We start from the raw sequence: 22,772 nt of genomic DNA on the forward strand, positions 1-22,772 counted from the left end.
GAAAGAAGGAACACTTTATTTATCTGTATTTATTGATGTCTGTACGAGAAAGATTGTTGGATGGTCTATGTCACCTAGAATGAAAGATCAATTAGTTGTGGATTCTTTTCTTCAAGCATTTGGAAAAGAGCATCCTGGACCAGGATTGATTATTCACACGGACCAAGGCTCACAATACACAGGTACGAAATTCCAATCGGTGTTAAGAAAAAAAGAAGCACGCGCTAGTATGAGTCGAAAAGGAAACCCCTATGACAATGCCTTAATGGAATCTTTTTATAAAACGTTAAAAAGAGAGCTGATCAATGATGCTCAATTCAGCGATATCGATCAAGCTCAAATGGAGATATTTAAATATATTGAAACTTACTATAACACAAAACGCATACACTCTGCCCTTGACTACCAATCTCCTAGAGACTTTGAAAAAAAATCCGCTTATTCTCTTAACTAAGTGTCTAGTTTTTCTTGACAACTCCACCCCAAAAGTCAGATTTTTGGTCTAACTTTTGGGGGTCGCTTCAATCCGCCATTACTTAGCGACTTTTTTACGGAAACCTAAGTCGTTGGAACACTCACTTGTTTTGAAGAAGACACCCAAGCTGCGACACTGTTTTTTTCAGTTTTATCAAAAGACTCCGCGTAGATTTCTTTAATTCATTGAAAATCATTTAAGTATCTCTTTAGATCAATTGATCATTCATTTAGAAGAAGAAGCATTGAAAGACCATGAGGTCTCTAAAACACCGCCTAGTCGAGCAGTAAACGAAGCGAGAAACCAGCTACAGGAATATAATTTGATCCACAAAGTGAGGAAGGTGGCCAATAAATGATTGAAGCATATGCCAAACAATTAAAGCTGCCTTATCTGAAGAAAAACTATTCAACTTTACTTCAACAAGTAATCGATCTGGATCAAAGCTTCGAAGAATTTTTCACACAATTACTTACGTTAGAGCTTGAATAGCGACAAAACACTCGAATCCAGACACTGATTCGTCAATCGAAATTGCCAAGTAAAGTGACGTTTGATGACTACATGGATAGCCATTTGGAAGTGAAAATGAAGAAACAAATCAAAGAACTAAAAACGTTACGATTCATTGATCAAAAAGAAAATCTTATTTTAATGGGCAATCCTGGTGTTGGAAAAACACACTTAGCGACTGTTCTGGGAATGGAAGCATGTCTGGCTGGAAAAAGTGTCTTATTTACGAATATCCCTAACTTGGTCATTGAGTTAAAAGAATCTATGAGTGCGAACCAGTTGAACTTTTATAAGCGTCGATTTGGTAAATACGATTTGGTGATTTTGGATGAATTAGGTTATGTTTCATTTGATCAAATAGGAAGTGAAATACTTTTTAATCTTCTCTCAAGGTAGTTCTTGAAATGACAGGTGTCGATATTTCATTGGGTCTTCAATTAATCGCTGAAATTGGTGACGTACGTCGCTTCTCTAATCGAGGTGCTTTGACCGCTTTTGCAGGACTTGATCCCGGGTGTTAACCAATCTGGAACACATAAGCATAAAAGTGTTAGAACCTCTAAAAGAGGATCCACACAACTTCGAAAAACGTTGTTCTTGATTATGAGCGTTCTTATGAAAAGGGCACCTGATCATGATTCTGTCTATTGTTTTATTCAGAAGAAACGAAATGAGGAAAAACCTTTTTTTGTTTGTATGAACGCTGGTGCGAATAAGTTTCTTCTTATTTACTTTGCACGAGTAAGGGAACACTTAGCGACCCTCTAATCAAATTATCTAAATAACGATCGTTTTAAATCGGCTCTTTTCGGTGCTCTTCTTTATTGTGTCTTCTTTTTCTGTGTCACTAAAACAGATAATCCTCATATTCCCTCTTGACAATTTATTTGCAGGCTGTCCATAAAGAATTGATAAATAACTTTTAAGTTTCTGGCACATTAACATTATTCTGAAATTTAGATAAAATTTCACATTTTACCATGCACTTCTCTTTTTAAACTTTGTTAGATATCTCTAAGTAAAATAGACATACGAACACAGTTATCTTGTTTATTAAAAATTAAATACAAATTTGTAACCCTATATCCGTCTTTCATAAGTAGATATAGGGTTAACTATTAAATACAATTTGCATGTGAATAAAATTCTCGTGTCTCGCTAGTAACGAATTCATCAGATTTGATGGTGAATTTGCCTTTTAGACGAATATCATTACATGAACTACCTAGCATGACGTTAATAAGACCGGATTCAACTTTCCAACGCATTTCTCTATCAAGAAATGCTAACTGGCTTATGTGAAACTCAAAAATAATTTTCTTTTTCTCTTGGGGTGCCAAAGAAATGCGTCCAAAACCAACTAATTCTCTTTCGGGGCGAATAACAGTAGAAATAGGATCATTTATATAAAGTTGAACAACTTCTGTCCCTTTGCAGTCACCAGTATTCTCAATTGCTAATTCAATCTTTAGTTTTTCATATCCATTTACCTCAATTTTAGATAGTGAAAGATCGCTATACTTAAAACTAGTATATGATAATCCATGACCAAAATAATATCTTGGCGTATGTGGTAAATCAATATATGAAGTGAAAGGCGATTGGGTTCCTACATGATAACTGGATCCACGTCCATGATTATAGTATAGAGGTGCTTGGGCAGAACTATAGGCAACCGTAACTGGCAATTTCCCACTAGGATTGTTGACTCCTATTATTGTTTCAACAATTGCTTGACTGCCGAATTCTCCAGGATTCCAAGCTTCAATAATAGCAGAAGCGTATTTATCAGCTGCATCACTAGAAATTGGTCGACCATCAAGATGTACAACAATAAATTCAATTCCTGCTTTTCCTAATTTCTCTAAGAATCGTTCTTGGCAAGGCGGTAAATTGATACTGCTAGAATCTATCCCTTCACCTGTACTACAGGAAGTTCCCCAACCATATTTCCCACCCACAGTTACAATCGTAACATCGGATTCTTGAGCTAAATCTAGAGCGGCGTCATGACCTGTTTCATCTGAACCAACATATGGATAACCATAGGAATATCGAATTTCAGCATCTGAGCATTGCTTCTTAAGTTCCTCAAGAATATTATTGCAATGATCATAACACTTGTTTGCTGTTTTTTCTAGATGAGGAAATTCGACATCAACAATACTCCCAGGATAACTCTCTTTTTCTTGATACTTCCATGCTTTTTCTTGAACTGTTTCAATCCCTGCCATCGTATTGCGACCACCCATAGCCAGCTCCAAAACACTCATATAAGAATAACCACCAAAGAGACTACGAACTGAAGTCGCTAAATGTCCAATAACCGCAATTTTTTTCCCGCTCGGATTGACTGGTAATATACCATTATTTTTTAAGAGTGTCATAGATTCTCTTGCATAAGTCAAACTAACTTTTTTCGATTCTATATCATTAAATGTTTGATTAATTACTTCCTCAGACTTTGGAAATGGTTCTTCAAACAATCCCAATTCAAATTTTTCAGTCAATACACGAGAGACTGCTTGGTCCAATAATAGGGAATTTATCTTCCCTTTTTGTATTTGAACTTTTAGTTCTTCTGTATAAACATTAGGAGTCGGAAACTCCATATCAAATCCTACTTCTAATGATAGTTTAGCCGCATCCGTTTTATTTTCACATACTCCCATACGACTATGCAACTCTTCTAAAGAAGCATAGTCAGATACTAACAAACCATCAAACTTCATTTCTTTACGCAATAGCTCTTGCAACAGACGCCTTGAACCAGCCATCGGTTCACCATCTACTGCTCCATAGTGATTCATAACCGAACGAAGATTACTTTTAGCAATTGCCGCTTGAAATGGTTTGCCAAATATTTCTTGTAATTCTCTTTCTGGTAAGTTGGTCGCAGCTGCGTGAATACCACCTTGCCCAGCTTGGTAACCTACAAAATGTTTACTAGTTGCCATTACATTATAAGACTCATCTGTTCCAGAGTTTTGAATTCCTTCCACATATGCAGCTCCCAGCGCAGATACCAGTGTGGGATCCTCACTATAGCATTCACCATAACGACCAAAACGAGCGTCTCGACTAACATCTAAAACAGGTGCTAAAGCATGCTTGATTCCAACAGCACTCATTTCTTGCCCAATGACTTTGCCCGCTCGCTTTTCTAAAGCCATATCCCAAGCCGCCCCTCGTCCAATTCCCGTTGGGAAACTTGTTGCTTCTGGCATCAAAACGCCCGTTAATCCTTCTATATGAAAAAGTGCTGGTATCCCAAGTCTGCTTTTTTTCATAACAATTTCTTGATAAGATCTCAATTTCCCAGCAACCGTTTCTTTGCTGTCATCCCAAGCTGCAGCTAAAAAGGCCACTGCTCCAACACCATTTGGGAAATCATGTTCTAAATTTGGTCCGTTTTTATCCTTCGGATTATAACATTGTAACTGTGAAATTTTTTCATCAATTGTCATTCGCTCAATTAGATCTTTGGCGCGTTCTGAACTTGAGAGATTTTTATTTAAATACTTCAATTCTTTCAAACCTTTCTTATTTCGAATTATACTGACTCATTTTCCTCTTCTGGTTTTGTCATAAAGAATGTCAATATCGCACTTAATCCAAATGAGACAAAGAAACAGATAAACCAGCCAATCAAGGATTTAGGGTTTCCATCAGGACTCATATGAGCGCCAAAAGTCAAAACTCCTCCTACGGTTGCCGGAGAGTATTGATTAACACCTAAAATGGTACTCAACATTCCTGACAATCCACCAGCAATCATGGCGGCGATAAACGGTTTTCTATAAGCCAATGCGACACCGAAAATAGATGGTTCTGTGATACCGAATAGAGCGGATGTCATAGTGGAAAAACCAAGTGCTTTTTTAGTTTTATCTTTAGCTTTTAAGGCAAATCCTAGAGAAGCACCTGCTAAGGCCCAAACTCCCATTCCTAAAATTGGATTGAAAGCACTAGATCCTTCACGCAAGACGATATCGGTTAATACTGGAATTAAAGCATAGTGAATACCAAACATTACGCACACTTGCCAGAAAGCTCCAAAGAATAAACCAGCTAAAATTGGACTTAATCCATACATTCCCATAACAACATTTCCTAACAGTTTACCAACTTCTGTAAACACTGGACCCACCGCAAGAAACATAATAGGAATCATTACTACAACAACAATCATAATTTTGATAAATTCTAAAAACTGTGGAATATATCTATCCAAGAAGTGTTCGAACTTCGCCGCAATTAAAGTCCCAATCAGCATAGGGAATAAAGAATTTCCATAACTGACTTGCGGCACATTTATACCTAAAAAAGTGAGCCCTTCTGCCCCTTCACCTAACGCAGTTACTATAGCCGGTAAGACCATCGTTGAAGCAATTGCCACTGCAATATAAGGATTTGACTTCATGTATCTTGCTGTTGAAAAGGCAATCAATAAAGGCATAAAATAGAGAAATCCATCGTTCGCTGCTGCAAGAATAATATAAGTACCATCGGTTTCCGTTAAAACACCAGCCAAGACTAGCAATGCCATCAGACCTTTAAAAACACCTACTGCGGCCATCGTTGGTACCAATGGATATACGGTATTCATCAACATTCGAGAAATACGATTAATCCATTTTTCTTTGTTCTTAGCCTTGATGGAATCCATTTTTCCTTTTAACTGAGCGACATCTTCATTTATTTCGATTCCTTCAACTTCTGTCGCTTGCCTATTCTGATCGTTAGTTAATAAAGTGATAACCTCTTCATATACGTTACCAACCTCATTCCCAATAATCACTTGAAATTGACCGCCAGCCTTGATCACACCAAGAACTTTATCCATCTTTTTTAGCTCATCTTCGTTAGCAATTAACTCATCTTTTAGTGTAAATCGCAATCTGGTCGCACAGTGTACTACCTCATTAATATTGGATTCTCCACCAACTTTTTCTATGATTGACGATGCAAGCTTTTCATAACTCATTATTCTCACCTTTGATCTAAGCTTAACTTAGATCGTCCCTTTCGTTTAGTATTTATATATAAAATCATGATAGATTTAGTTCCCATTTTCCTTGCCATTTCAAGGTGGGCATATCATCATCAAAATCAAAAGGTAACCAAACATACTCAGAAATACTTGTATCAATTTTCCATGAACTTTTCTCAATCGGTTTTAACAAATCAATAATCCAGCGATCACCAATAGCAATATAAAGATCTTTATGAGGAACTTTAAACACACTGCTGATTTGCGCATTGAATGTATTCTTCTCAATGTCATTTATGCAAGGATCTCCCATAATATACCAAGGTCCGTGCATACTATCTGCCTTTGCAATCATTGAAGAATTCGGATAATAACCGGTTGTCCCTGAAGTGACCATATAATAGATATTTTTTCGTTTAAAGACTGCAGGTGCTTCTCTCGCTAATGGTGGTCCCGCGAAATGTAAATGTTCTGTATATTCTCCAGTAAGATCCGTGTAGTCTTCATTAAGGTCTGCTACGATGACTTCCGTATGAACTTTACCAAAAACCAAATAGGCTTTACTATCATCGTCAACAAAAAGATCAAAGTCACCACTACTCATGTTTAAAGGAATAATGCGATTTATTAGTTTAAACTCTCCAGTGATTGTTTTTGAAGTTGCAATACCCATGTACTGATCGTTCCAATCACGTGGGTTTTCGTCTGAGCCAACTAATTTACACCACATGACATATTCTTCATTCTTTTCATTATAAATAATGTGAGGTCTATCCATAATGCGTGATGGATGTAGGGGATCTGAAAGGTCCTTTCCTGGTTTTAAGATTGTATTCTCAAATGTCCAATTGACCAAATCATCAGACGAATAACAGTTCACCCCTTGATGCCAAATACCCGAGTTTGCTTTTGAATCCTGTTTGTTTTCACCAAAGAAATAATATTTCCCTTCAAAATACTTTACACTTCCGCCATGAGCTTGTATTCGGTTACCATCTGTATCAAACCATGGTTTATTTAAGATAATTTTATTTTTCACACTTCTCCCTCTTTTCTTAAAAATATACTTGCTTCCATTTCTTTACATTCCGTTACTAAGCGAGCCAATTTCTTTGCTGTGGGGAAGTATGCCAATATTATTTAGCACCACAAAATCTTTTTCATTTTTCGTAATCACTACGATAATTTCTGACGAATATCCTCTTTCTTTTATTTTATTTATATCTATTTCTGCAAGTAGTGTATCCTGTGTAACCAGCTCGTTTTCTTTTGTAAAAATTTCAAAACCATCTCCTTTCATTTCTACGGTGTTGATTCCCATATGAAGCAACAACTCATCACCATTACTAGTAGTAAGACCAATTGCGTGCTTCGTCGGAAAAATAGTGGTGACTCGTCCATTTACTGGAGAGTAAATACTGCCCTTTTGAGGCTCTACAATAAAGCCATCTCCTAGTAACTTTTGAGCAAAAACAGGATCAGTTGATTCATCAATAAACTTCACATTACCATCAACAGGGTTATATAGATTAATTTTATTTTTTTTATAAAAAAACACTTTGATTCCTTCTTTCAAATACAAGAATATACCATCCAAAACTATGATTAGATTACCAAATCCCTTAAATTCAACCTTCCAGTTCTAGTTTGATTTCACCAATTAACCCCAAAGGTTCAAAATCAAGATACTGAGATAAAAAGTCTTTCATGTATCTTCCTAGACTATTGGTTACTTCTATTTGTATTGTATTTTCTCCTGTAATTAGAGAATCCGTTACATCAAAAGTATAGGGGTAACTGATTCTTGTAGCTATTTTTTCACCATTAATATACAGAGATACTATTTCATTAGCATTCTCAATTGATAAATGTGCGCCTTTAATAGGGTCTGTTACTTTGATCGTTGTTTCGTAGGTTATTTTTCCGCTAAAATCTTCCAGATCATCACCAACTCCCAACAGAGGTAAACTTTGGAAAGTTTTAGGGTACAGTCCCTTATTTCTCGCTCCTTTTCCTTCAATAGAAAGGATCCATTCATTATCGTTTAACGAATAGCAAGTAGTTGCTAACGGCGAGACTTCTTCAATACAATAATTATTTTCCTCAATGGCTTCAAACAAAATTACCGCTTCACCTCTTGAGAGTTCTAATACGAAGTTATTAGCTGATCGTTTGATATTTTTAATTTTGTTTGTTATCGGATCAAAGAGTAAAAGTTGACCATCGAATCTATCTTCAAAATAAATGACGGTGTCAGACAACATACTTTCGTTAAATATCATATAAACAGATTGCTGCTCCTGTTCGTAATGAAAGTACCGAATATTGCTATACTGCTCCATCGTTCTAAGCTGATCCACATCTTTTTCAGCAAGACACTTGACTAAATTAGATAAAGAGGTTATTTCAGCATGAATCGCTAATTCTTTTAATTCATTAATCACAGAAGCTTGTTCACAAGAACCTGCGGGCAGTGAATCAATAAAAAGTACAGACACTCCATGCGCAGCTAACAATGCTAGTTTCTCTATCGTCTTTTGTGGAAGGTATTCAGAATATGGGATCACTAAAACTTTAAAATCTGCTTGATTAATAGAAAAACAATTTTCATGATATTGACTGTCCTCAATCATTTCACAAGAAACAATATCAAATTCTACTTGATTTTCAGTAAGAATCTTTGTCGCTTTTTGAATCAACATCGCCTCTCCAGACCATTCTGCTTCAGCAGTGTATAGCACAGCAACGTCAGCACAATGCCGTCCACCACTAAAAATATAGCTAAGCTTATTCATGTAATTCATCAACTGGGAAAAGCCGAAAAACTGAGGATTTTCCCCGTGAGCATAAAAATGTGGGGGACAATCAGGATCTGGAAATTTTTTCATTGTAAATGCGTGCGGTACAAAGTAATTCACCCCTCTAACTAGCATATGATCAGCTATCCACTTCATCAATTTTGTTCCTTCTGCCCATCCATATGCTCCAAAAACTTCACACATTGTTCTCCCCTGTTTTTTTGGATCTAAGTACGCTAGAGAAGAACCTAATTTAGCTAAGGCAAAATGGAAAAATTCACCATCCCAGCCATTAGCCGTCATTGATTGAAAATAACCTTGGTTTTGATCTGGTAGAAGTTGATGCAAGACAATATCAATTCCAGCCATGTCTTGTCCAGCCATGGATTTAAAAAAGTGCCCTGCACCATATCCTAGTCGACTATGAGCATTATTATCTTCAATTACATGTCCTATATATTTAACTCCATGATTTTCACACCACTTACCAATTCGTTTTGTAAAGTTTTCCTTGTATAGATTTGTGACATAGTTCATATAGGAAAAACGTAAACTTTTAGCTTCCGTTGAAGTCCCTTTCCTTAGTAAGAGCAGCTTCTTTGATAATTCTTTCTTTTCGATTTGTAAATATTGCGCAAAATCGGTGAGCATTTCTGGTCGCCAAGGTAATGGCATGTCCTGCTCGCCTATTACTGCATTCGGCCCCTTAATATTTCCGAATCTTGGTTCATCTGAAAAAAAGCCTTCAATTGTAGAACCAAATTTATCACCATACTTATCATAATGAGACTCATAAATTGTATTGATAAGAATATCAGTAGCTTCTGGTACCAATGGGTTTAAATAACCTTCTGTGGCAGCTTCTCCTCCTTCAGTCGTCTCAAAACAAACAAAGATACTCCAATGGCCCTCAGGAATATTCCAATAAAGCATGTCATTTTTTAAATACTTTGTTACATCAATTATTTCTTTTTCATCAATTTGATTATGATCAGTCTTAGGTGCTGCCACGATCGAAAGTATTTTCCCTTTGGAACTATTTTCTTGAAGTACGATCTCTTCTTCCGTTCCAACACTCATAAAATTAGGACGATTTTGTGTTGTCCATCGAATAAGCGTGCCTATGTTGTTCTTCGGCCCTACAACGTCTAACTGGTAAAAATCTAAGAATAGTTTCTTAAAATGTGGGTATTCTGTCGCTACTTTTCCTGCAGCATATCCAGTTGGAAAGTGCTTATCATCTAATATCCAGACTGTCATGTCATGTTTCTCACATTCATCTAGAATAATTGAGACATCTGTCCACCATTTTTCTTCTAGAAATTCATCATGAGGACGCGATTCAATACATACAGATTTAATACCGCTTTCATAAATTTTAGTAATGTATTCACGAGTTATTGCTTCATCCTCACCATGCATCCATAAGAATGGCATTATATGATTATCATATTCATTGTTTATGATTTCATTTATTTTTTTCATCTATTCACATCACACCTTTAATTACCTTTGATTTACTAGTATAATTAGAGTATATTTTAGTTAAAATAGAAACGATATATCAGAAAACGGTTTCTTTTATATCACATTTTTATATTTCAGTTAATGTAATTACTTTTTTATGGAGGGATTAATTTATGGATTTTCACTCTGTCCACCAAACATTATTAGAATTAAACGAGCGTGAAAAACATTATAAGGAACATCCTGTATTGTCCCAAGAGTATTATCAAAAATTGTCAAAGAAGAACGTAAAAAATGATGAAGTATACATATTTGATGACTTGATTCCTACTGGGCAAAATTTTAATGTAGTAAAACATACTCGATTTATTCCTGTCCCTTTACATGTACATAATTTCATCGAACTTAACTACATCTATTCAGGAAAATGTACACAAATAATTGATGGTAAAAAAGTTACTTTAACAAAAGGGCAAATCTGTTTAATAGATATTTCTGTTCCGCACTCAATAGAAACTACGAGTGAAGAGGATATTATAATTAACATCCTGGTAAAGAAAGACTATTTTATAAAGCAATTGAGTCAAGAAAAGTTTAGTTCCAGTATAGTTTTTGATTTTATTTTGAACGCACTATCTGAAACGCAAAGTCATAACCAATACATAGTGTTTCAAAAAAGTGAATATGATCAGATTCAATTAATTATTGATCAAATTCTTTATGAATACTTCGAAAAAAAAGTAGGAAATACACTTATAATTGAAAATCTTATAGCGATTTTATTTACGTTGCTAGTAAGAAATTTTAATTATGACACCAATAGAAAAGAAAAAAAGAACAAAGAGCAAATTGTAAATCTCTTACAATATATTGATAAACACTTCATGAACTTAACTTTGGCAGACCTAGCAAAAAGGTTCAACTATACTTCGAACTACCTCAGCATTTTATTGAAAAAAGAGACAGGGAAAAATTTTAGCCAACTAATATTAGAAAAAAAATTAGATCAAGCAGAAATATTGTTACAACATACTGAAAAAACTATCCAAGAGTGCGCTGAGGAAAGTGGGTTTTCAAATATTACTTTTTTTTATGAGAAATATAAAAATTATTTCCATAAATTCCCATCTCAAAGAAAAAGAAGTACAGAACCTTAAAGTATCAGGAATTGATGTAAACGTCACAAACAGTACCATTAGCAGCCCGCATATTTCTCGAACCTTAGACATAGAAAAATTCAGTAGGTTTCATTTAATCAAAAAATACAAATAATATTTGGATTATAAAATTCTTTATTAACTCTATTTATTAATCTCACTATCGACATTTTCAGCCAAAAGCAAATTACCCAAATTAATTCAAGTATCTATCTACTTACCATTTTCTGAACATTCTTTATCAAAAATTTTTATTACTAAAAAAATCTTAAATTTCTCCCCCTTAAATGAATTGTTCTAAAATTCATCGACTCCTATTTTTAAACTGAACATAGCTTTTGTTACAGGATTGTGTACACGACATAGAATAATTTTCATAGAAATTTGATCCCAAAAAAGAGTGTCCAGAAATAAGTCATGAAGTGCTCCCCGTAAAGTAGACAGCTAAAAAACAAAAGTAAAACTATTCAGGAATCGAGTTGCTTGATTCCTGTTTTTTATACCACTAGCTTCCTAAACTCGTTTGGTGCTAGTTCGTTCAACACTTCCGAATAGCGATAGTTATTGTAATAGCACATATAACTACGCACAGATTTCTTTAACTCCTCAAAGTTCTGATAGCACTCTTGATTGAACTTCTCTTCTTTAAATGTGCTTAAAAATGTTCGATCGGTTGATTATCCAGGCAGCGACCGACTCGGGACATGCTTTTGATGAACTTATATTTTACTTCAAGTGACTTATAGTCATAAGAGGTGTATTGAAACCTGCGATCACTATGAAGAAGCGGTCTTGCGATAGGATTCTTACACATGGCTTTTTCAACAGTATCCATGACAAGTGAATTATTATTGGAATGACCGAGCGCCCAAGAAACGATCGAATGATCATAAAGATCGATGATGGCGCCCAAATAAGCCTTTCGACCATTACCGTATTCCAATTCAGAAATATCCGTACACCATTTTTGATTGGGCTTCTCAGCGGTAAATTTCCGGTTTAATACATTTTCAGCAACGTGTGCTTCCATTGCTTTTATATAGGTCGGACGCTTTTTCTTGATCACTGCTTTGATTCCCAGTACTTTCATTAACCGGTAATAACGCTTCCGAGAATAGTGCTTTTTAAGTTTTATATTCAGCTGCATTCGAATTTGTCGATAACCGATCGCGCCTTTTTTACTATCGTATTTTTTTAATCTATTTGGCTAGTTTTCTGTTTTCAAGTTCCTTTTTGGAAGGTTGCCACTTTAACCATTTATAGTAAGAAGAGCGTGCAATCCCAGCTAATTAACAGAGAGGAGTGATTGAATAGTGTTTTTCTTCATGCAGTTCTGAAATCGCTTGGTAGAGTTCAACGTTTCTCACTAACGTGAGGGTCGATTTCGTCGTTGAATCTCTTGTAACTTTTTTGCGAAGTCATTCTCCATTTCTAAATGCCTGTTTCGTGCTTCTAGTTCTTTTATTCTTAATTTTAGCCGTTCTTCTTCGGTTAAGAACTCACTTGATCTGTTTCGTCCACGGTTGTCTTTTAGTGCTTCTTCTCCGTGTCATTGGTATTTTTTACCCAAGAATACAATTGTCGGTATGAAACATCATATTTTTCAATCGCTTGCGCGTAATTCAGATCGTTAGCGATTGTATATTGAACAATCTCAATGCGTTCTTGATAGGTCGTTTTACGTCCGTTTATCATGGTTTTGGGTACACTGCATTTACTCGTAGATTTTAGCATTTCCCCATTAGTATAGCTTGAAATCCATTTTCTTAAACTAGTAGTCGAAGAAAGTTGAAACACTGCTGTTGCCTGCCGAAGAGATAGCTCTTCATTTATGACTGCTAGAACAGCGTTCCGTTTTCGATCACTCGTGTACCGTTTCCACGTTGTAGATTTTTTCAGTCCCTCGATTCCGTCATCATTATATTTACGAATCCAATCTTTTATTATCGCCCATGAAAGGGAATGCTTCTTGGCGATACTGTTCAAGCTATGGTGTCCATTCATCACTTCTGAAATAACTTGATATTTTTCTTCTGGAGAATAAAGGCTTTTCTTAGACATGCAAAACTCCCTATAAAGTAGATTTGGAATTTTTGTTTTTTCTTTGTCTACTTTATAGGGAGCATATCATTATTTTCTGAAAACTCTAGAAGTGTATAAATGATCTTTAGAAATTCTACTTGCAATTATTCTTCTAAATAATAACCACCGCTATCCAATAATTGCGTACGTCTATATTCCTTTGATAGAAAACATCTTATTTCTCTCTCGTTAAATCCAATTACTATCTTTTTTTCATTGACTATAATAGGCAACTTAATCATCGAAGGATTCTTGATAAGTATTTCGATTAAATATTCTGTAGAACACTCATTTTCATCAATTTCTAGCGCCTGAAATTTTTTTGTCCTAGAATTGATCAAGTCATCAAATCCATTTTCAGCACGTGCCAATATTTTTTTAGTTCGTGTACTTCAATCGGATTTTTTTAGTAATCTTTCGATCGACATATTGCAGATTGTGATTCTCCAACCACTTCATTGCCGTACGACCCGAATTAGTATTAGAAAGATAATAAACCTTAATCATATCATCGTCTATCCTAAAAATTTGTCCCAAATTTATTGAAGTTGATTATAGTGTTAAAAAAAGCCTGATCATTCATGATCGAGCTCAGAGAGTTAGAACGAAAGGTTCTAAATGATAGGATAAACTCAGTCTACCTTCTTTAAGAAAATTGTTCAAGAATAAAACAATACCTAAAATGAGGTTTGTCTTTGTCTATGTAATATCTAGCCATGCCAGTAGAAAAGCTTTATGTTCTTTATGGGTTTAAATAAGGAACTGTTTCCAGTTGGATAACAAGAAATAAGACCGTAGGTTTGTTAACAGTAAACTTTATTTACTGCCTGGGCCTAGCTTCTAGCAAGCCCATGGATTTTGTTTATCAGAAGCTTTTAGATTACGAAGAACCTTACCTAAACAGAAAAAGAATTAAAAGAAGGATCGATATTTAAGCAAAATAAAACGGCTCTTCTACATTTAATGTTGTATCTTTCTCTACCAATACTAAATGTAAAAAAGCCCCAAAAAACCGCAAGAAATTAACGCTTTCTCGTCATTTCTTGCGATTTTCTTATATGGACTTATGTCGCAGTCCCTTTTTTCTACCTAGTCTTTATCCTTCTTCTTACCAGAAATTCAAAAATTCCTATGACAATAAGCAATCCAGCCAATATCATTGATAACTGTCCGATTAATGATTCACCTGTATTAGGTAATCTTTTATTTGAATCGGAGAAGTTGTTATCTGTCGATAAATTAATATCAGAATTGTCTTGATCACTATCGATTTTATTTATCGCATAGATATAAACAACTTCTTGAGGTTCTTCGGTGAATGTTCCTGAAGCATTGTCTGGTGTTTGGACCACATACCAACCACGGATCTCTTTGGCTTCACTTTCATATGGCAAGCCGACTTTTCCGTTTAAGATACTTGGTTCGCTCAGCTGGTTCCCTTCTGTATCTAAGTATCTAACGGTGACCGGTGCGGCATCCTAACGATCGTACACGTACACCACTTCTTGTGGACTATCGGTAAAAGTGCCTGTGGCATTTCTCGGTATTTCGACCACACTCCAGCCGGGAATTTCTTTAGCTTCCGTACTATACTGACTACCAAATTAGCCCTCTATGGTAACTGAAAGCGCCAACTCATCTCCTTCAAGATCAAGAAATTTAACTGTTACTGGTTGAGAAACTCTTTTTTCTAATATATAGGTTCCTGGTTTTGAGCCGTCGTAAAAGGTACTTAACAATGTTCCTCGAGCTGTTACTACTCTTTCTTCAGGATCATTCCCGTTTTGATCTTTGAGATAAAGCCAATTTCCGGTGTATTCTACAGAAGGGGCACCGGTTTGGAAAACCGGTCTTGAAGAACTACTCATGAGCATTAATGTTGTATTTACTCCTAAATGAATGGTTCGTAAGTTTCGAGCCTCGAAGATAAACCAAGAGTTCGTTGAGGTATTCCTTACGTTCGCCATATTCCAACTACTAATATCAAGTTCAACTAAGGAAGTCATATTATGAAAGGTTCTATTAATTGATCTAACATTGCTAGTGTCCCAACCATTCAGATTTAAAACTTCCAGAGAATCGCTGTCGGAAAACAAAAAATCGAAAGTTGTTACCTGGCTTGTATCAAAAGATAGCGTATCAATATAGGTCAAACTTTTTAGATTTTGAAATAGGTTAGCTGCATTAGCTTGTAAAACGACTGTACCCTCAACAACAATGCTTTGGACATTGGTATACTTTTTCCACGGAGCATCACCAACTGTTCCCGCATTCCCTCCTCGTAATATAAATTTCAGAGCCGATAATTCGGTCTGATCGTTCACTTTTGTTTCTTGATAATTGAATAACACATTATTTTCTTGGTTACTGTGTGATGTCTTAGAATGGAACCTGGAAAGGACTCACGGGAAAATGCTCATCCTCCTTGCAGCTTTGACTGCCTTAGAAGTCTGTGACCCGAACCGTTGATGAAACAACCAACACACTAGCTGTATCCACTGGCTTTCTACTCGTTCGTACAGGAACGAGGGTGGCTTTGAAAGCCAGTGATCAGAATACTATTAAGCGAGGCTGTCGTAGGCAACGGTCTTCTGGGATATCCCACAGTAACCAAGCAATTTCCAAAATACATTTGAAAGGAGGTCCTTCCCTCATGAAATTATTTGTCGGTCTAGATGTCAGTTCACAACATTTGGATGCTTGCTTTATGACAGATGATGAATCACTCACTGTCTTGCAGGAAGCACGATTTGAGAATAGCCTGATTGGTGCCTCTCAAATCAAGAAAGTCATCTTGGACAATGCCCGGGAATTGAATTTCACCAAAGTTGTGATTGGAATGGAAGCCACATCTTTATACAGCTTTCACCCAGCCATGTTCTTCAAAGAAGATGAAGAACTGAATACGTTGAATCTAGAAGTTTCTATTGAACAACCAAATAAAATCAAGAAGTATCGAGATATTTTCTCAGAAGAAAAAAACGATCAAATCGATGCTTTCTATATTGCCGACTATTTTCGTACACGTCGCTTTGCGACTTCTATTACCAAGAAAGAGCAGTATGTTGCTCTACAACACCTGACTCGATTTCGGCTTCAAATCGTGGAACAGCTTGTGGAAGCCAAGCAACATTTTATCGAAAATATCTACTACAAATGCAATCGACTGCCTATTGAACTGAAGGCTGATAATACTAATGCTTCTGTCTTAAGTGCAACGATCGTCCATTTGATGACAGAGGATGACTCTCTTGATCAGTTAGCTACTATGCCTTTAGAGGACTTTGCCAACTTGATTCAAAAAATGGGGCGCGGTCGCTTCAAAAATCCTGAAGGAACTGCAAAGGCAATTGCCAAAGCCATTCGGAGCAGCTACCGCCTTGGAAAGGTTCAACAAGATTCTGTAGACCTTGTACTCGGTGTGATTGCCCGAGAAATCCGCAGCTTGGAAAAGCTAATCAAAGAGCTAGACAAAGGAATTCAAGATCTTGTAGTGACCATGCCAGAGTATCAATGCCTCACTAGCATTCCTGGTGTTGGAGCAGTTTATGCAGGTGGTATTTTGGCAGAGATTGGCCAAATTGAACGTTTTGAAGATCAAACCAAAATCGCGAAATACGCCGGTCTTACTTGGCCGCGAAATCAGCCAGGCAATAAAGAATCAGAGAACACACCGTTAGCCAAACGGGGCAATCGCTATCTTCGCTATTACTTAGTTGAAGCCACCAACTTAGTTCGATTACGCGATGCCGAATATGGTGAGTTTTACCGCAAGAAATATATGGAAACCGCAAAACATCAACACAAACGTGCCATCGTCTTAACCGCAAGAAAATTTGTGCGTCTGGTGGATATCCTGTTACGTAACCACCAACTCTATATGCCGCAAAGGAGGGCGATAGAGAAATAACAAACTGTTATTGACGCAATCCTTTGAATGCGGCTAGCGAAAACGCTTTATTTCGGTGCACCTTCTTTCAAGTCTTTGTGGTGAAATTAGGAGAATCTTTCTCTTGACTTATTACCACTAGACTTTACTCAATTGGACTACTTTTCCTTCTGTAATCCCCGATTCATTGAACGCATCGACACGTACATAATACTCACGGTCTTTCACAAGCGCTCCAATACGTTGTTTTTCATGATAAACCAAATAACTGTGATACAATTTATCGGCTTGATGCCCCCATAAAATGTTGTAACCGACTGCTTCACTTGGTTGAATGGTCACTTCCATATCTAAGTCGCTCGTGCGTACCGCTTGAAATTGTGGCATTTCTGGTTTCAAACCCGTTCCGCAACCAAAAACACGTAAACCAGATACAGCCGGTTGTTGCTGATAAGGTAAGGCCATAATAGTTAATTTGATATAACGTGCCGTCACAGCCGTTTCATTTACAATCAAATCATGCGCTAAATCAGTTGTTGCCTTTGTTTTATCCGCCATTACAAAATAATCGCTACCGTCTAATGATCCTTCTAATAACCAACGAGTCGGTTGTGTTTCTTCGACAATGTATCGATTTTCTGCCAGCACTATTTTTTCAGCAGCAGCGGGTACCAATAAACGGTCATCAGCAAAATTAATTTGAATCGCAGCGACTGGATACGCTTCGCCTAAATCCAGTGTCAGCCATTCGCCCGGTTCATTGGTTGTTGCACGCCACCATGTTCGGATGTCTTCATTAATTGCCAAACTTGCTGGGTGGTCGCTTTCTTCAGAGGAAGCTTGGATGGATTTGCCATAACTTAGCAAATACCATTCCGGTTGCGCCCAAGGATTTGCTTGTATCGCTGCCAGATTTAGCGGCCAATCACCGTAGCGCTGATTGCAAAAAAGTTCTCCCTCCACATCAATTCCGGCTGGCCAAATCCCAACTCTTCTTTCAAATTGATGATTCAAGCTGATACGACTGGTCGCCGCATGCCATAAATTTCCATGTGGGTCTTCCATCGTAGAACCGTGCCCTGCACCTGTCAAAAAACCACCTGGTTGATAAGAATACGGATTATTTTCAGCTAGCGTAAACGGTCCCAGCGGTTGGTCAGAAACATAAACACTGTCACCATACACATTAAAATGGGTTCCTGGTGCCGCGTATTGTAAATAATATTTGCCGCCAAATTTGTTCATCCACGCCCCTTCCAAATAAGGTGCTTCTCTTAAAATGTCCTTAATTAAGGTTTGCATTTCGATTGGCAGAGCCGCATCATCTGTCAGCCCCATTTTCTTTATTTCCGCTTGATAGCGTACTTCTAAATCAGCCGCAGTCACTGGTAACAAACGATTGTCATCACCAATACGCTCAAACCCTTTTTCAAAAGGATTCGCTTCAATTAGCGCCCGTTTTTCACCCAATGGTTGCATCGTTTGCGGATCTAATTCAACTCCATAGATTGGATCTTTACACGATAACCCCCAGTAAAAATACAACCGGCCATCGTCATCGGCAAAAAGATTCGGATCTAAAAAAGCAAACGAACCTGCAATTTTTTCGTATGGACCATGGATGAGGTCTTTGCTGCGATAAAAATGACAAACTTCCGTGCTTTCATTGGCACAAAAATATACGTAGTCGCCTACCACTCGAATATCTGGTGCATAACCATAAAGCGGAAGTTCGGCTGGCAAGCGCTCACTTTGCCAAGCCACTAAATCGTCAGATACCCAAACGTCCAAAGTCATGGAAGCTACCAAATAATACTTGCCTTTGAAATAAATCAACGAAGGATCGGCTGCTTCACGATTCACCGTGATTGCCTCCTCCACTGGACTTTTGGTATATTGATAGCGATAGTTTACATTAAGTGGATTACAGATAACTGGTTTCATCTTGCTTTTTCTCCTTTTGCATCGCTTCTTATTTTTTTATACGGTCGTCAAACAACTCGTAACGGTTTGCAAGCCCGCACCTTTGACTGTGATTTGAACCGTTGGTTGCATGATTCGAATCACCGCTTGACTGCGTCCATAATAAGTCGTGTAGCCACCACTTATAAACGATTCTTCTGTTTTTGGATTGGCACTACCAAAAGCTAATAACTCGCCTCCTGCAACCGAAACATGTAAAAAGGTATCGCGATTGCATTCAATCTCACCATTTTCTCCTGTTAAATCAACAGCTAAATACACAATGTCGCCCACTTGGAAGGTGTTCGTTTCAGGTTGCACACGAATTTGTGTCTGCGCATCCGCTGATTGTAACTGACTTTCCGAATGAATCTGTCCCTTTTGATCATACGCCACCGCTTTTAACGTACCTGCATGATAGTTCGTGTGAAAAACCGCTTTAAAATCTTCCACAGGTGCTGTTGCCACACATTCCTCATTTAAAAATAACTCTACACGAGCAGCAGTTGTATACACTTCAATTTCTGCCAGATTTCCTTCACAACCTTGATAAGACCAATAAGGTAAGGCATTGCTACCGCGCCAAATCGCCTTGGTTGGTACCACTCCCGGATGATTTACAGGGCAAACGCCAATATATGGTGTGGTTCTTTGCCCCCAAATCACGGCAGCCGCACCAGCAATTGCCGTGTCATTTCCTAAAATGTCAAATGCACCTGCACCAGATAATAACCACGGATACGTTTTATTAAAGCCCATATCCTCTGAGTCATACGACCAACTACCAATCCCGACTTCTCCCAAATAATCCCAAGCCGTCCACATAAAATCGCCTAACAAATACGGATATTTTTCCACCTTTGGCCAGACAGTTGCCAAATCATACGTGTAGGTTTCCGTTCCAATGACTAAACGGTCTGGATGTTTTTGACTTTCCTCATCGTAACGGCTCACCGCATAATTGTAGCCTGCAATATCCAAGCGGTCAAAAATAGCTTGTGAGACTTCATCCGCTTGCGGTGTAGCAGCGACCATCGTCATGCGATTGCCCATTTCATAAACCATTTGATTATACGCAGTACTGTTCATCTTTTGCGATTCAGCTACCACGTCATCACTGGCATCTAATGGATTCTTTTCTAAAGTGGATAAAAATAATAAGGTTAAATTAATGCCCGCTGTGATTGGTCGTGTCGCATCGAGTTGTTTTAGCTTTTGAATAATAGCATCCGCTAATGCAAGCCCCTCTGGTTTACCTGGTTCAGTAATTTCATTGGCAATTGAATAGAGAATCACAGACGGGTGATTGTAATCTTTGGCAACCAATGATGCCAAATCAAAGGCATAATGTGCTTTAAAATCTTGTGCATAATCGTACGGGTTTTTAGCAACATCCCACATATCCCATGTCTCATCCATTACGTACATTCCCAACTCATCGCAAGCATCTAGTGCTGAAACACACAATGGATTGTGTGACGAACGAATGGCATTGAAACCAAATTCTTTCAAACGTTTGATTCGGCGGTATTCAGATTCTGCATAACTTCTAGCCCCCAAAATCCCATTATCGTGATGAATACAGCCTCCTTTTAGTAAAACAGACTTCCCATTAACAAATAAGCCAGACTTAGACCAACTAATTTGTCGAATACCAAAGCGCGCCGTTTGCTGATCCAAAATTGCGCTAGCCGTTCGCAACGTGACGCGACAATCATACAAATGCGGTGTTTCTGCGGACCAAAGTTTGGCGTTGGCAATCTGAATATTTTTTGTACCGACTTGTTCGGCGACTTTTTGTCCTTCATCAAAAATTTCAACCACCACTTCTACTTCAGAAACATTGGCTGCTTGATACGCAACGTCCACTGAAATTTCTGCAGGTTGGTACCCAAGTGTCGTCACACGAATGCCATCTGGTTCCACATGTGCACGTGAACTCGTCAGCAACCAAACTGGCCGATAAATCCCTGCACCTGAATACCAGCGACTATTTGGCAATTGACTGTTATCAACTTTCACAGTCAGTTGATTTTCTGCTTCATAGTTAAAATCTGCTAACGTCACTCGAAATAACGAATACCCATACTGACAACTGCCCACTTCTTTGCCATTTAAAAAAACGTGCGCATGAGGATAGACACCTTCAAATTCAAGCATCACTAATTGATTTTCCCACGCTTGAGGTGCCCAAAAAGTCTTGCTATATTCATAGGTTCCGCCTAAGAAAAAGGCGCCTCCTGTTCCTGTATCTGCTTCTTGTGCACGACCTTGTTGCAACATTGCATCATGCGGTAGCGTTATTTTTTCTTTCGGTTTTACTACTTCTGAAAAAAACCAGTCTTCGCAAAATTGGGTTCGTTTCATTTGATAAACCCCTTTCATTTTAATCTTTGTTTGCTGTTTCAAACGAAGCGATTCATTTAACCACAGCTTTTCTCATTACAATTACTATAATTCGGATGGTATTTTATATCTATTCGATTTCTCATAAAAATAGCAAATAACTCATTTTTTTATTGTCTATTGGTGCAAAACAGTCTATAGTTTGTAGTAAGAAAAAAATCGGATGAACCAACATGAGGTGCAACAAATGACTGACTCTTTTAAAATCAATCCCCTTCAATTTATTCCAGGCGAAGAAACGTTTGACCAAGAATACTCCGTCCAAAAGCAATACACCACTTTGGTTTTTGAAAACCGGGAAAACCAACAAGCTCATAATTCCTATCAACAAGAATTACGTGAAATGCAAAGTATTGAAAACGGTGATCTGGAACAATTGGAAGCTTGCTGGCTTGATTTACAACCAACTGCCTACGGAAAATTGGCAAATAATAAAATTCGCAATATTAAAAATCACTGTTTAATTGTCGTGGCTTTTGCTAGTCGGGCTGCCATTCGAGGCGGACTAGCACCGGAAATTGCCTATTCTTTGTGCGATAGCTACATTCAACAAATTGAAGACTGCGATGAATCCATTGTTTTGGTGCAATTGGCGCACCGTGCAGAACAACAATTTACTAAATTCGTGGCTGATTTAATACCTGCGTCCACTAAAGAAATCAGTCAAAAAGCCCGTGCGCATATTGATGCATGTAAACAATATGTTTTTATTCATTTACAAGGGAAACTAACCGTCCGTCAAATTGCAGCTGCACTCGAATTAAACCCCAATTACTTATCTAGTATTTTTAAACAACACGAAGGGCAACGCTTATCCCAATTCATTTTAGTTGAAAAAATAAAAGTGGCTCAAAAAATGCTAATCTACTCGGACTACAGTTTTGGGGAAATTGCTCATTTCCTAGGTTTTGCTTCTCAAAGTCATCTCGGTACACATTTTAAAACGTATACCCACCAAACTTTGGGTGATTACCGCGCCTTTTATCAAACAAAACAAAAAAATGACGAATAAAAAGCCCCTCTCAACCAT

General features: G+C 37.4%; 19 protein-coding genes and 4 pseudogenes. 8 read left to right on the forward strand and 15 right to left on the reverse strand.

Features of this window, described 5'->3' with window-relative positions; all coding sequences use genetic code 11:
* From FJU10_RS16180 to FJU10_RS19860, 5 genes are all read left to right on the forward strand, one after another.
* Nucleotides 1-454, forward strand: a 454-nt coding sequence (locus FJU10_RS16180) for an IS3 family transposase (RefSeq protein WP_140966367.1), incomplete at its 5' end; no start/stop codon positions are given.
* A 375-nt stretch (nucleotides 455-829) separates the two neighbouring features.
* Nucleotides 830-967 (forward strand): hypothetical protein, encoded by a 138-nt coding sequence (locus tag FJU10_RS19485; RefSeq protein ID WP_223273099.1) that lies wholly within the window; start codon nucleotides 830-832, stop codon nucleotides 965-967.
* 54 nt (nucleotides 968-1,021) lie between these two features.
* A complete protein-coding gene (locus FJU10_RS16190; protein ID WP_411268843.1) occupies nucleotides 1,022-1,384 on the forward strand; it encodes an ATP-binding protein in 363 nt (120 codons plus the stop codon).
* Nucleotides 1,385-1,392: 8 nt separating this feature from the next.
* The gene (locus tag FJU10_RS19855) at nucleotides 1,393-1,509 is read left to right on the forward strand and encodes a transposase (protein WP_140966368.1); all 117 of its coding nucleotides are present in this window, start codon (nucleotides 1,393-1,395) and stop codon (nucleotides 1,507-1,509) included.
* Nucleotides 1,493-1,756, forward strand: coding sequence for a transposase (locus FJU10_RS19860; RefSeq protein ID WP_411268844.1), 264 nt, complete (start codon nucleotides 1,493-1,495; stop codon nucleotides 1,754-1,756). The genes FJU10_RS19855 and FJU10_RS19860 overlap by 17 nt, the downstream gene beginning before the upstream one ends.
* A 350-nt stretch (nucleotides 1,757-2,106) precedes the next feature.
* Here FJU10_RS19860 and FJU10_RS16205 read toward each other — a convergent pair whose 3' ends face one another.
* The 5 genes from FJU10_RS16205 to FJU10_RS16225 form a co-directional block, all read right to left on the reverse strand.
* On the reverse strand, nucleotides 2,107-4,524 hold the full coding sequence (locus FJU10_RS16205; protein ID WP_189372358.1) for a glycoside hydrolase family 3 N-terminal domain-containing protein: 2,418 nt from the start codon (nucleotides 4,522-4,524) through the stop codon (nucleotides 2,107-2,109).
* A 17-nt stretch (nucleotides 4,525-4,541) separates the two neighbouring features.
* Nucleotides 4,542-5,975, reverse strand: coding sequence for a PTS transporter subunit EIIC (locus FJU10_RS16210; RefSeq protein ID WP_140966370.1), 1,434 nt, complete (start codon nucleotides 5,973-5,975; stop codon nucleotides 4,542-4,544).
* Nucleotides 5,976-6,039: 64 nt separating this feature from the next.
* Nucleotides 6,040-7,020, reverse strand: coding sequence for a family 43 glycosylhydrolase (locus FJU10_RS16215; RefSeq protein ID WP_140966371.1), 981 nt, complete (start codon nucleotides 7,018-7,020; stop codon nucleotides 6,040-6,042).
* A 42-nt stretch (nucleotides 7,021-7,062) separates the two neighbouring features.
* Nucleotides 7,063-7,563: a PTS glucose transporter subunit IIA gene (locus FJU10_RS16220; protein ID WP_189372361.1), complete on the reverse strand. Its 501-nt coding sequence runs from the start codon at nucleotides 7,561-7,563 to the stop codon at nucleotides 7,063-7,065.
* A 46-nt stretch (nucleotides 7,564-7,609) separates the two neighbouring features.
* A complete protein-coding gene (locus tag FJU10_RS16225; protein WP_140966373.1) occupies nucleotides 7,610-10,264 on the reverse strand; it encodes a glycosyl hydrolase in 2,655 nt (884 codons plus the stop codon).
* Between the two features lie 155 nt (nucleotides 10,265-10,419).
* Between FJU10_RS16225 and FJU10_RS16230 the strand changes: the two genes are divergently transcribed.
* On the forward strand, nucleotides 10,420-11,403 hold the full coding sequence (locus FJU10_RS16230) for an AraC family transcriptional regulator (RefSeq protein WP_140966374.1): 984 nt from the start codon (nucleotides 10,420-10,422) through the stop codon (nucleotides 11,401-11,403).
* Between the two features lie 497 nt (nucleotides 11,404-11,900).
* On the opposite strand, the pseudogene FJU10_RS19865 reads toward FJU10_RS16230, so the two are convergent.
* From FJU10_RS19865 to FJU10_RS16270, 8 genes and pseudogenes are all read right to left on the reverse strand, one after another.
* Nucleotides 11,901-12,005: pseudogene (locus tag FJU10_RS19865) on the reverse strand (IS3 family transposase); the annotation flags it as partial.
* Between the two features lie 53 nt (nucleotides 12,006-12,058).
* Nucleotides 12,059-12,580, reverse strand: a pseudogene (locus FJU10_RS16240) (IS3 family transposase); the annotation flags it as partial.
* Nucleotides 12,581-12,933: 353 nt separating this feature from the next.
* Nucleotides 12,934-13,464: a helix-turn-helix domain-containing protein gene (locus FJU10_RS16245; RefSeq protein ID WP_140966376.1), complete on the reverse strand. Its 531-nt coding sequence runs from the start codon at nucleotides 13,462-13,464 to the stop codon at nucleotides 12,934-12,936.
* Nucleotides 13,465-13,589: 125 nt separating this feature from the next.
* A complete protein-coding gene (locus FJU10_RS16250) occupies nucleotides 13,590-13,856 on the reverse strand; it encodes an ArsC/Spx/MgsR family protein (protein ID WP_189372364.1) in 267 nt (88 codons plus the stop codon).
* Nucleotides 13,857-14,570: 714 nt separating this feature from the next.
* On the reverse strand, nucleotides 14,571-14,774 hold the full coding sequence (locus FJU10_RS16260) for an LPXTG cell wall anchor domain-containing protein (protein WP_411268845.1): 204 nt from the start codon (nucleotides 14,772-14,774) through the stop codon (nucleotides 14,571-14,573).
* Nucleotides 14,775-14,780: 6 nt separating this feature from the next.
* Nucleotides 14,781-14,942: pseudogene (locus tag FJU10_RS19870) on the reverse strand (MucBP domain-containing protein); the annotation flags it as partial.
* Nucleotides 14,943-14,963: 21 nt separating this feature from the next.
* A pseudogene (locus tag FJU10_RS19875) lies at nucleotides 14,964-15,074 on the reverse strand (MucBP domain-containing protein); the annotation flags it as partial.
* A 15-nt stretch (nucleotides 15,075-15,089) separates the two neighbouring features.
* Nucleotides 15,090-15,809 (reverse strand): BspA family leucine-rich repeat surface protein, encoded by a 720-nt coding sequence (locus tag FJU10_RS16270; protein WP_189372366.1) that lies wholly within the window; start codon nucleotides 15,807-15,809, stop codon nucleotides 15,090-15,092.
* Nucleotides 15,810-16,138: 329 nt separating this feature from the next.
* Here FJU10_RS16270 and FJU10_RS16275 point away from each other — a divergent pair, with 329 nt between their 5' ends.
* The gene (locus FJU10_RS16275; protein WP_140966380.1) at nucleotides 16,139-17,395 is read left to right on the forward strand and encodes an IS110 family transposase; all 1,257 of its coding nucleotides are present in this window, start codon (nucleotides 16,139-16,141) and stop codon (nucleotides 17,393-17,395) included.
* A 117-nt stretch (nucleotides 17,396-17,512) separates the two neighbouring features.
* Here FJU10_RS16275 and FJU10_RS16280 read toward each other — a convergent pair whose 3' ends face one another.
* Together FJU10_RS16280 and FJU10_RS16285 are read right to left on the reverse strand one after the other, a co-directional pair.
* Nucleotides 17,513-19,318, reverse strand: coding sequence for a family 43 glycosylhydrolase (locus FJU10_RS16280; protein WP_140966381.1), 1,806 nt, complete (start codon nucleotides 19,316-19,318; stop codon nucleotides 17,513-17,515).
* A gap of 36 nt (nucleotides 19,319-19,354) precedes the next feature.
* The gene (locus FJU10_RS16285) at nucleotides 19,355-21,703 is read right to left on the reverse strand and encodes a glycoside hydrolase family 2 TIM barrel-domain containing protein (RefSeq protein WP_189372368.1); all 2,349 of its coding nucleotides are present in this window, start codon (nucleotides 21,701-21,703) and stop codon (nucleotides 19,355-19,357) included.
* 226 nt (nucleotides 21,704-21,929) lie between these two features.
* On the opposite strand from FJU10_RS16285, the gene FJU10_RS16290 reads away from it, so the two are divergent.
* Complete coding sequence (locus FJU10_RS16290; protein ID WP_223273105.1) at nucleotides 21,930-22,754, forward strand: helix-turn-helix transcriptional regulator; 825 nt, start codon at nucleotides 21,930-21,932, stop codon at nucleotides 22,752-22,754.
* Nucleotides 22,755-22,772 lie beyond the last annotated feature (18 nt).

Source organism: Enterococcus sp. OL5, assembly GCF_006491895.1.
Lineage (GTDB): Bacteria > Bacillota > Bacilli > Lactobacillales > Enterococcaceae > Enterococcus_D > Enterococcus_D innesii.

Coding starts and splice junctions, on each gene's coding strand:
- FJU10_RS16290 (WP_223273105.1), top strand. CDS start 21,930: ATGACTGACTCTTTTAAAATCAATCCCCTTCAATTTATTCCAGGCGAA.
- FJU10_RS19485 (WP_223273099.1), top strand. CDS start 830: ATGATTGAAGCATATGCCAAACAATTAAAGCTGCCTTATCTGAAGAAA.
- FJU10_RS16230 (WP_140966374.1), top strand. CDS start 10,420: ATGGATTTTCACTCTGTCCACCAAACATTATTAGAATTAAACGAGCGT.
- FJU10_RS19855 (WP_140966368.1), top strand. CDS start 1,393: ATGACAGGTGTCGATATTTCATTGGGTCTTCAATTAATCGCTGAAATT.
- FJU10_RS16245 (WP_140966376.1), bottom strand. CDS start 13,464: ATGTCTAAGAAAAGCCTTTATTCTCCAGAAGAAAAATATCAAGTTATT.
- FJU10_RS16285 (WP_189372368.1), bottom strand. CDS start 21,703: ATGAAACGAACCCAATTTTGCGAAGACTGGTTTTTTTCAGAAGTAGTA.
- FJU10_RS16225 (WP_140966373.1), bottom strand. CDS start 10,264: ATGAAAAAAATAAATGAAATCATAAACAATGAATATGATAATCATATA.
- FJU10_RS16280 (WP_140966381.1), bottom strand. CDS start 19,318: ATGAAACCAGTTATCTGTAATCCACTTAATGTAAACTATCGCTATCAA.
- FJU10_RS16275 (WP_140966380.1), top strand. CDS start 16,139: ATGAAATTATTTGTCGGTCTAGATGTCAGTTCACAACATTTGGATGCT.
- FJU10_RS16210 (WP_140966370.1), bottom strand. CDS start 5,975: ATGAGTTATGAAAAGCTTGCATCGTCAATCATAGAAAAAGTTGGTGGA.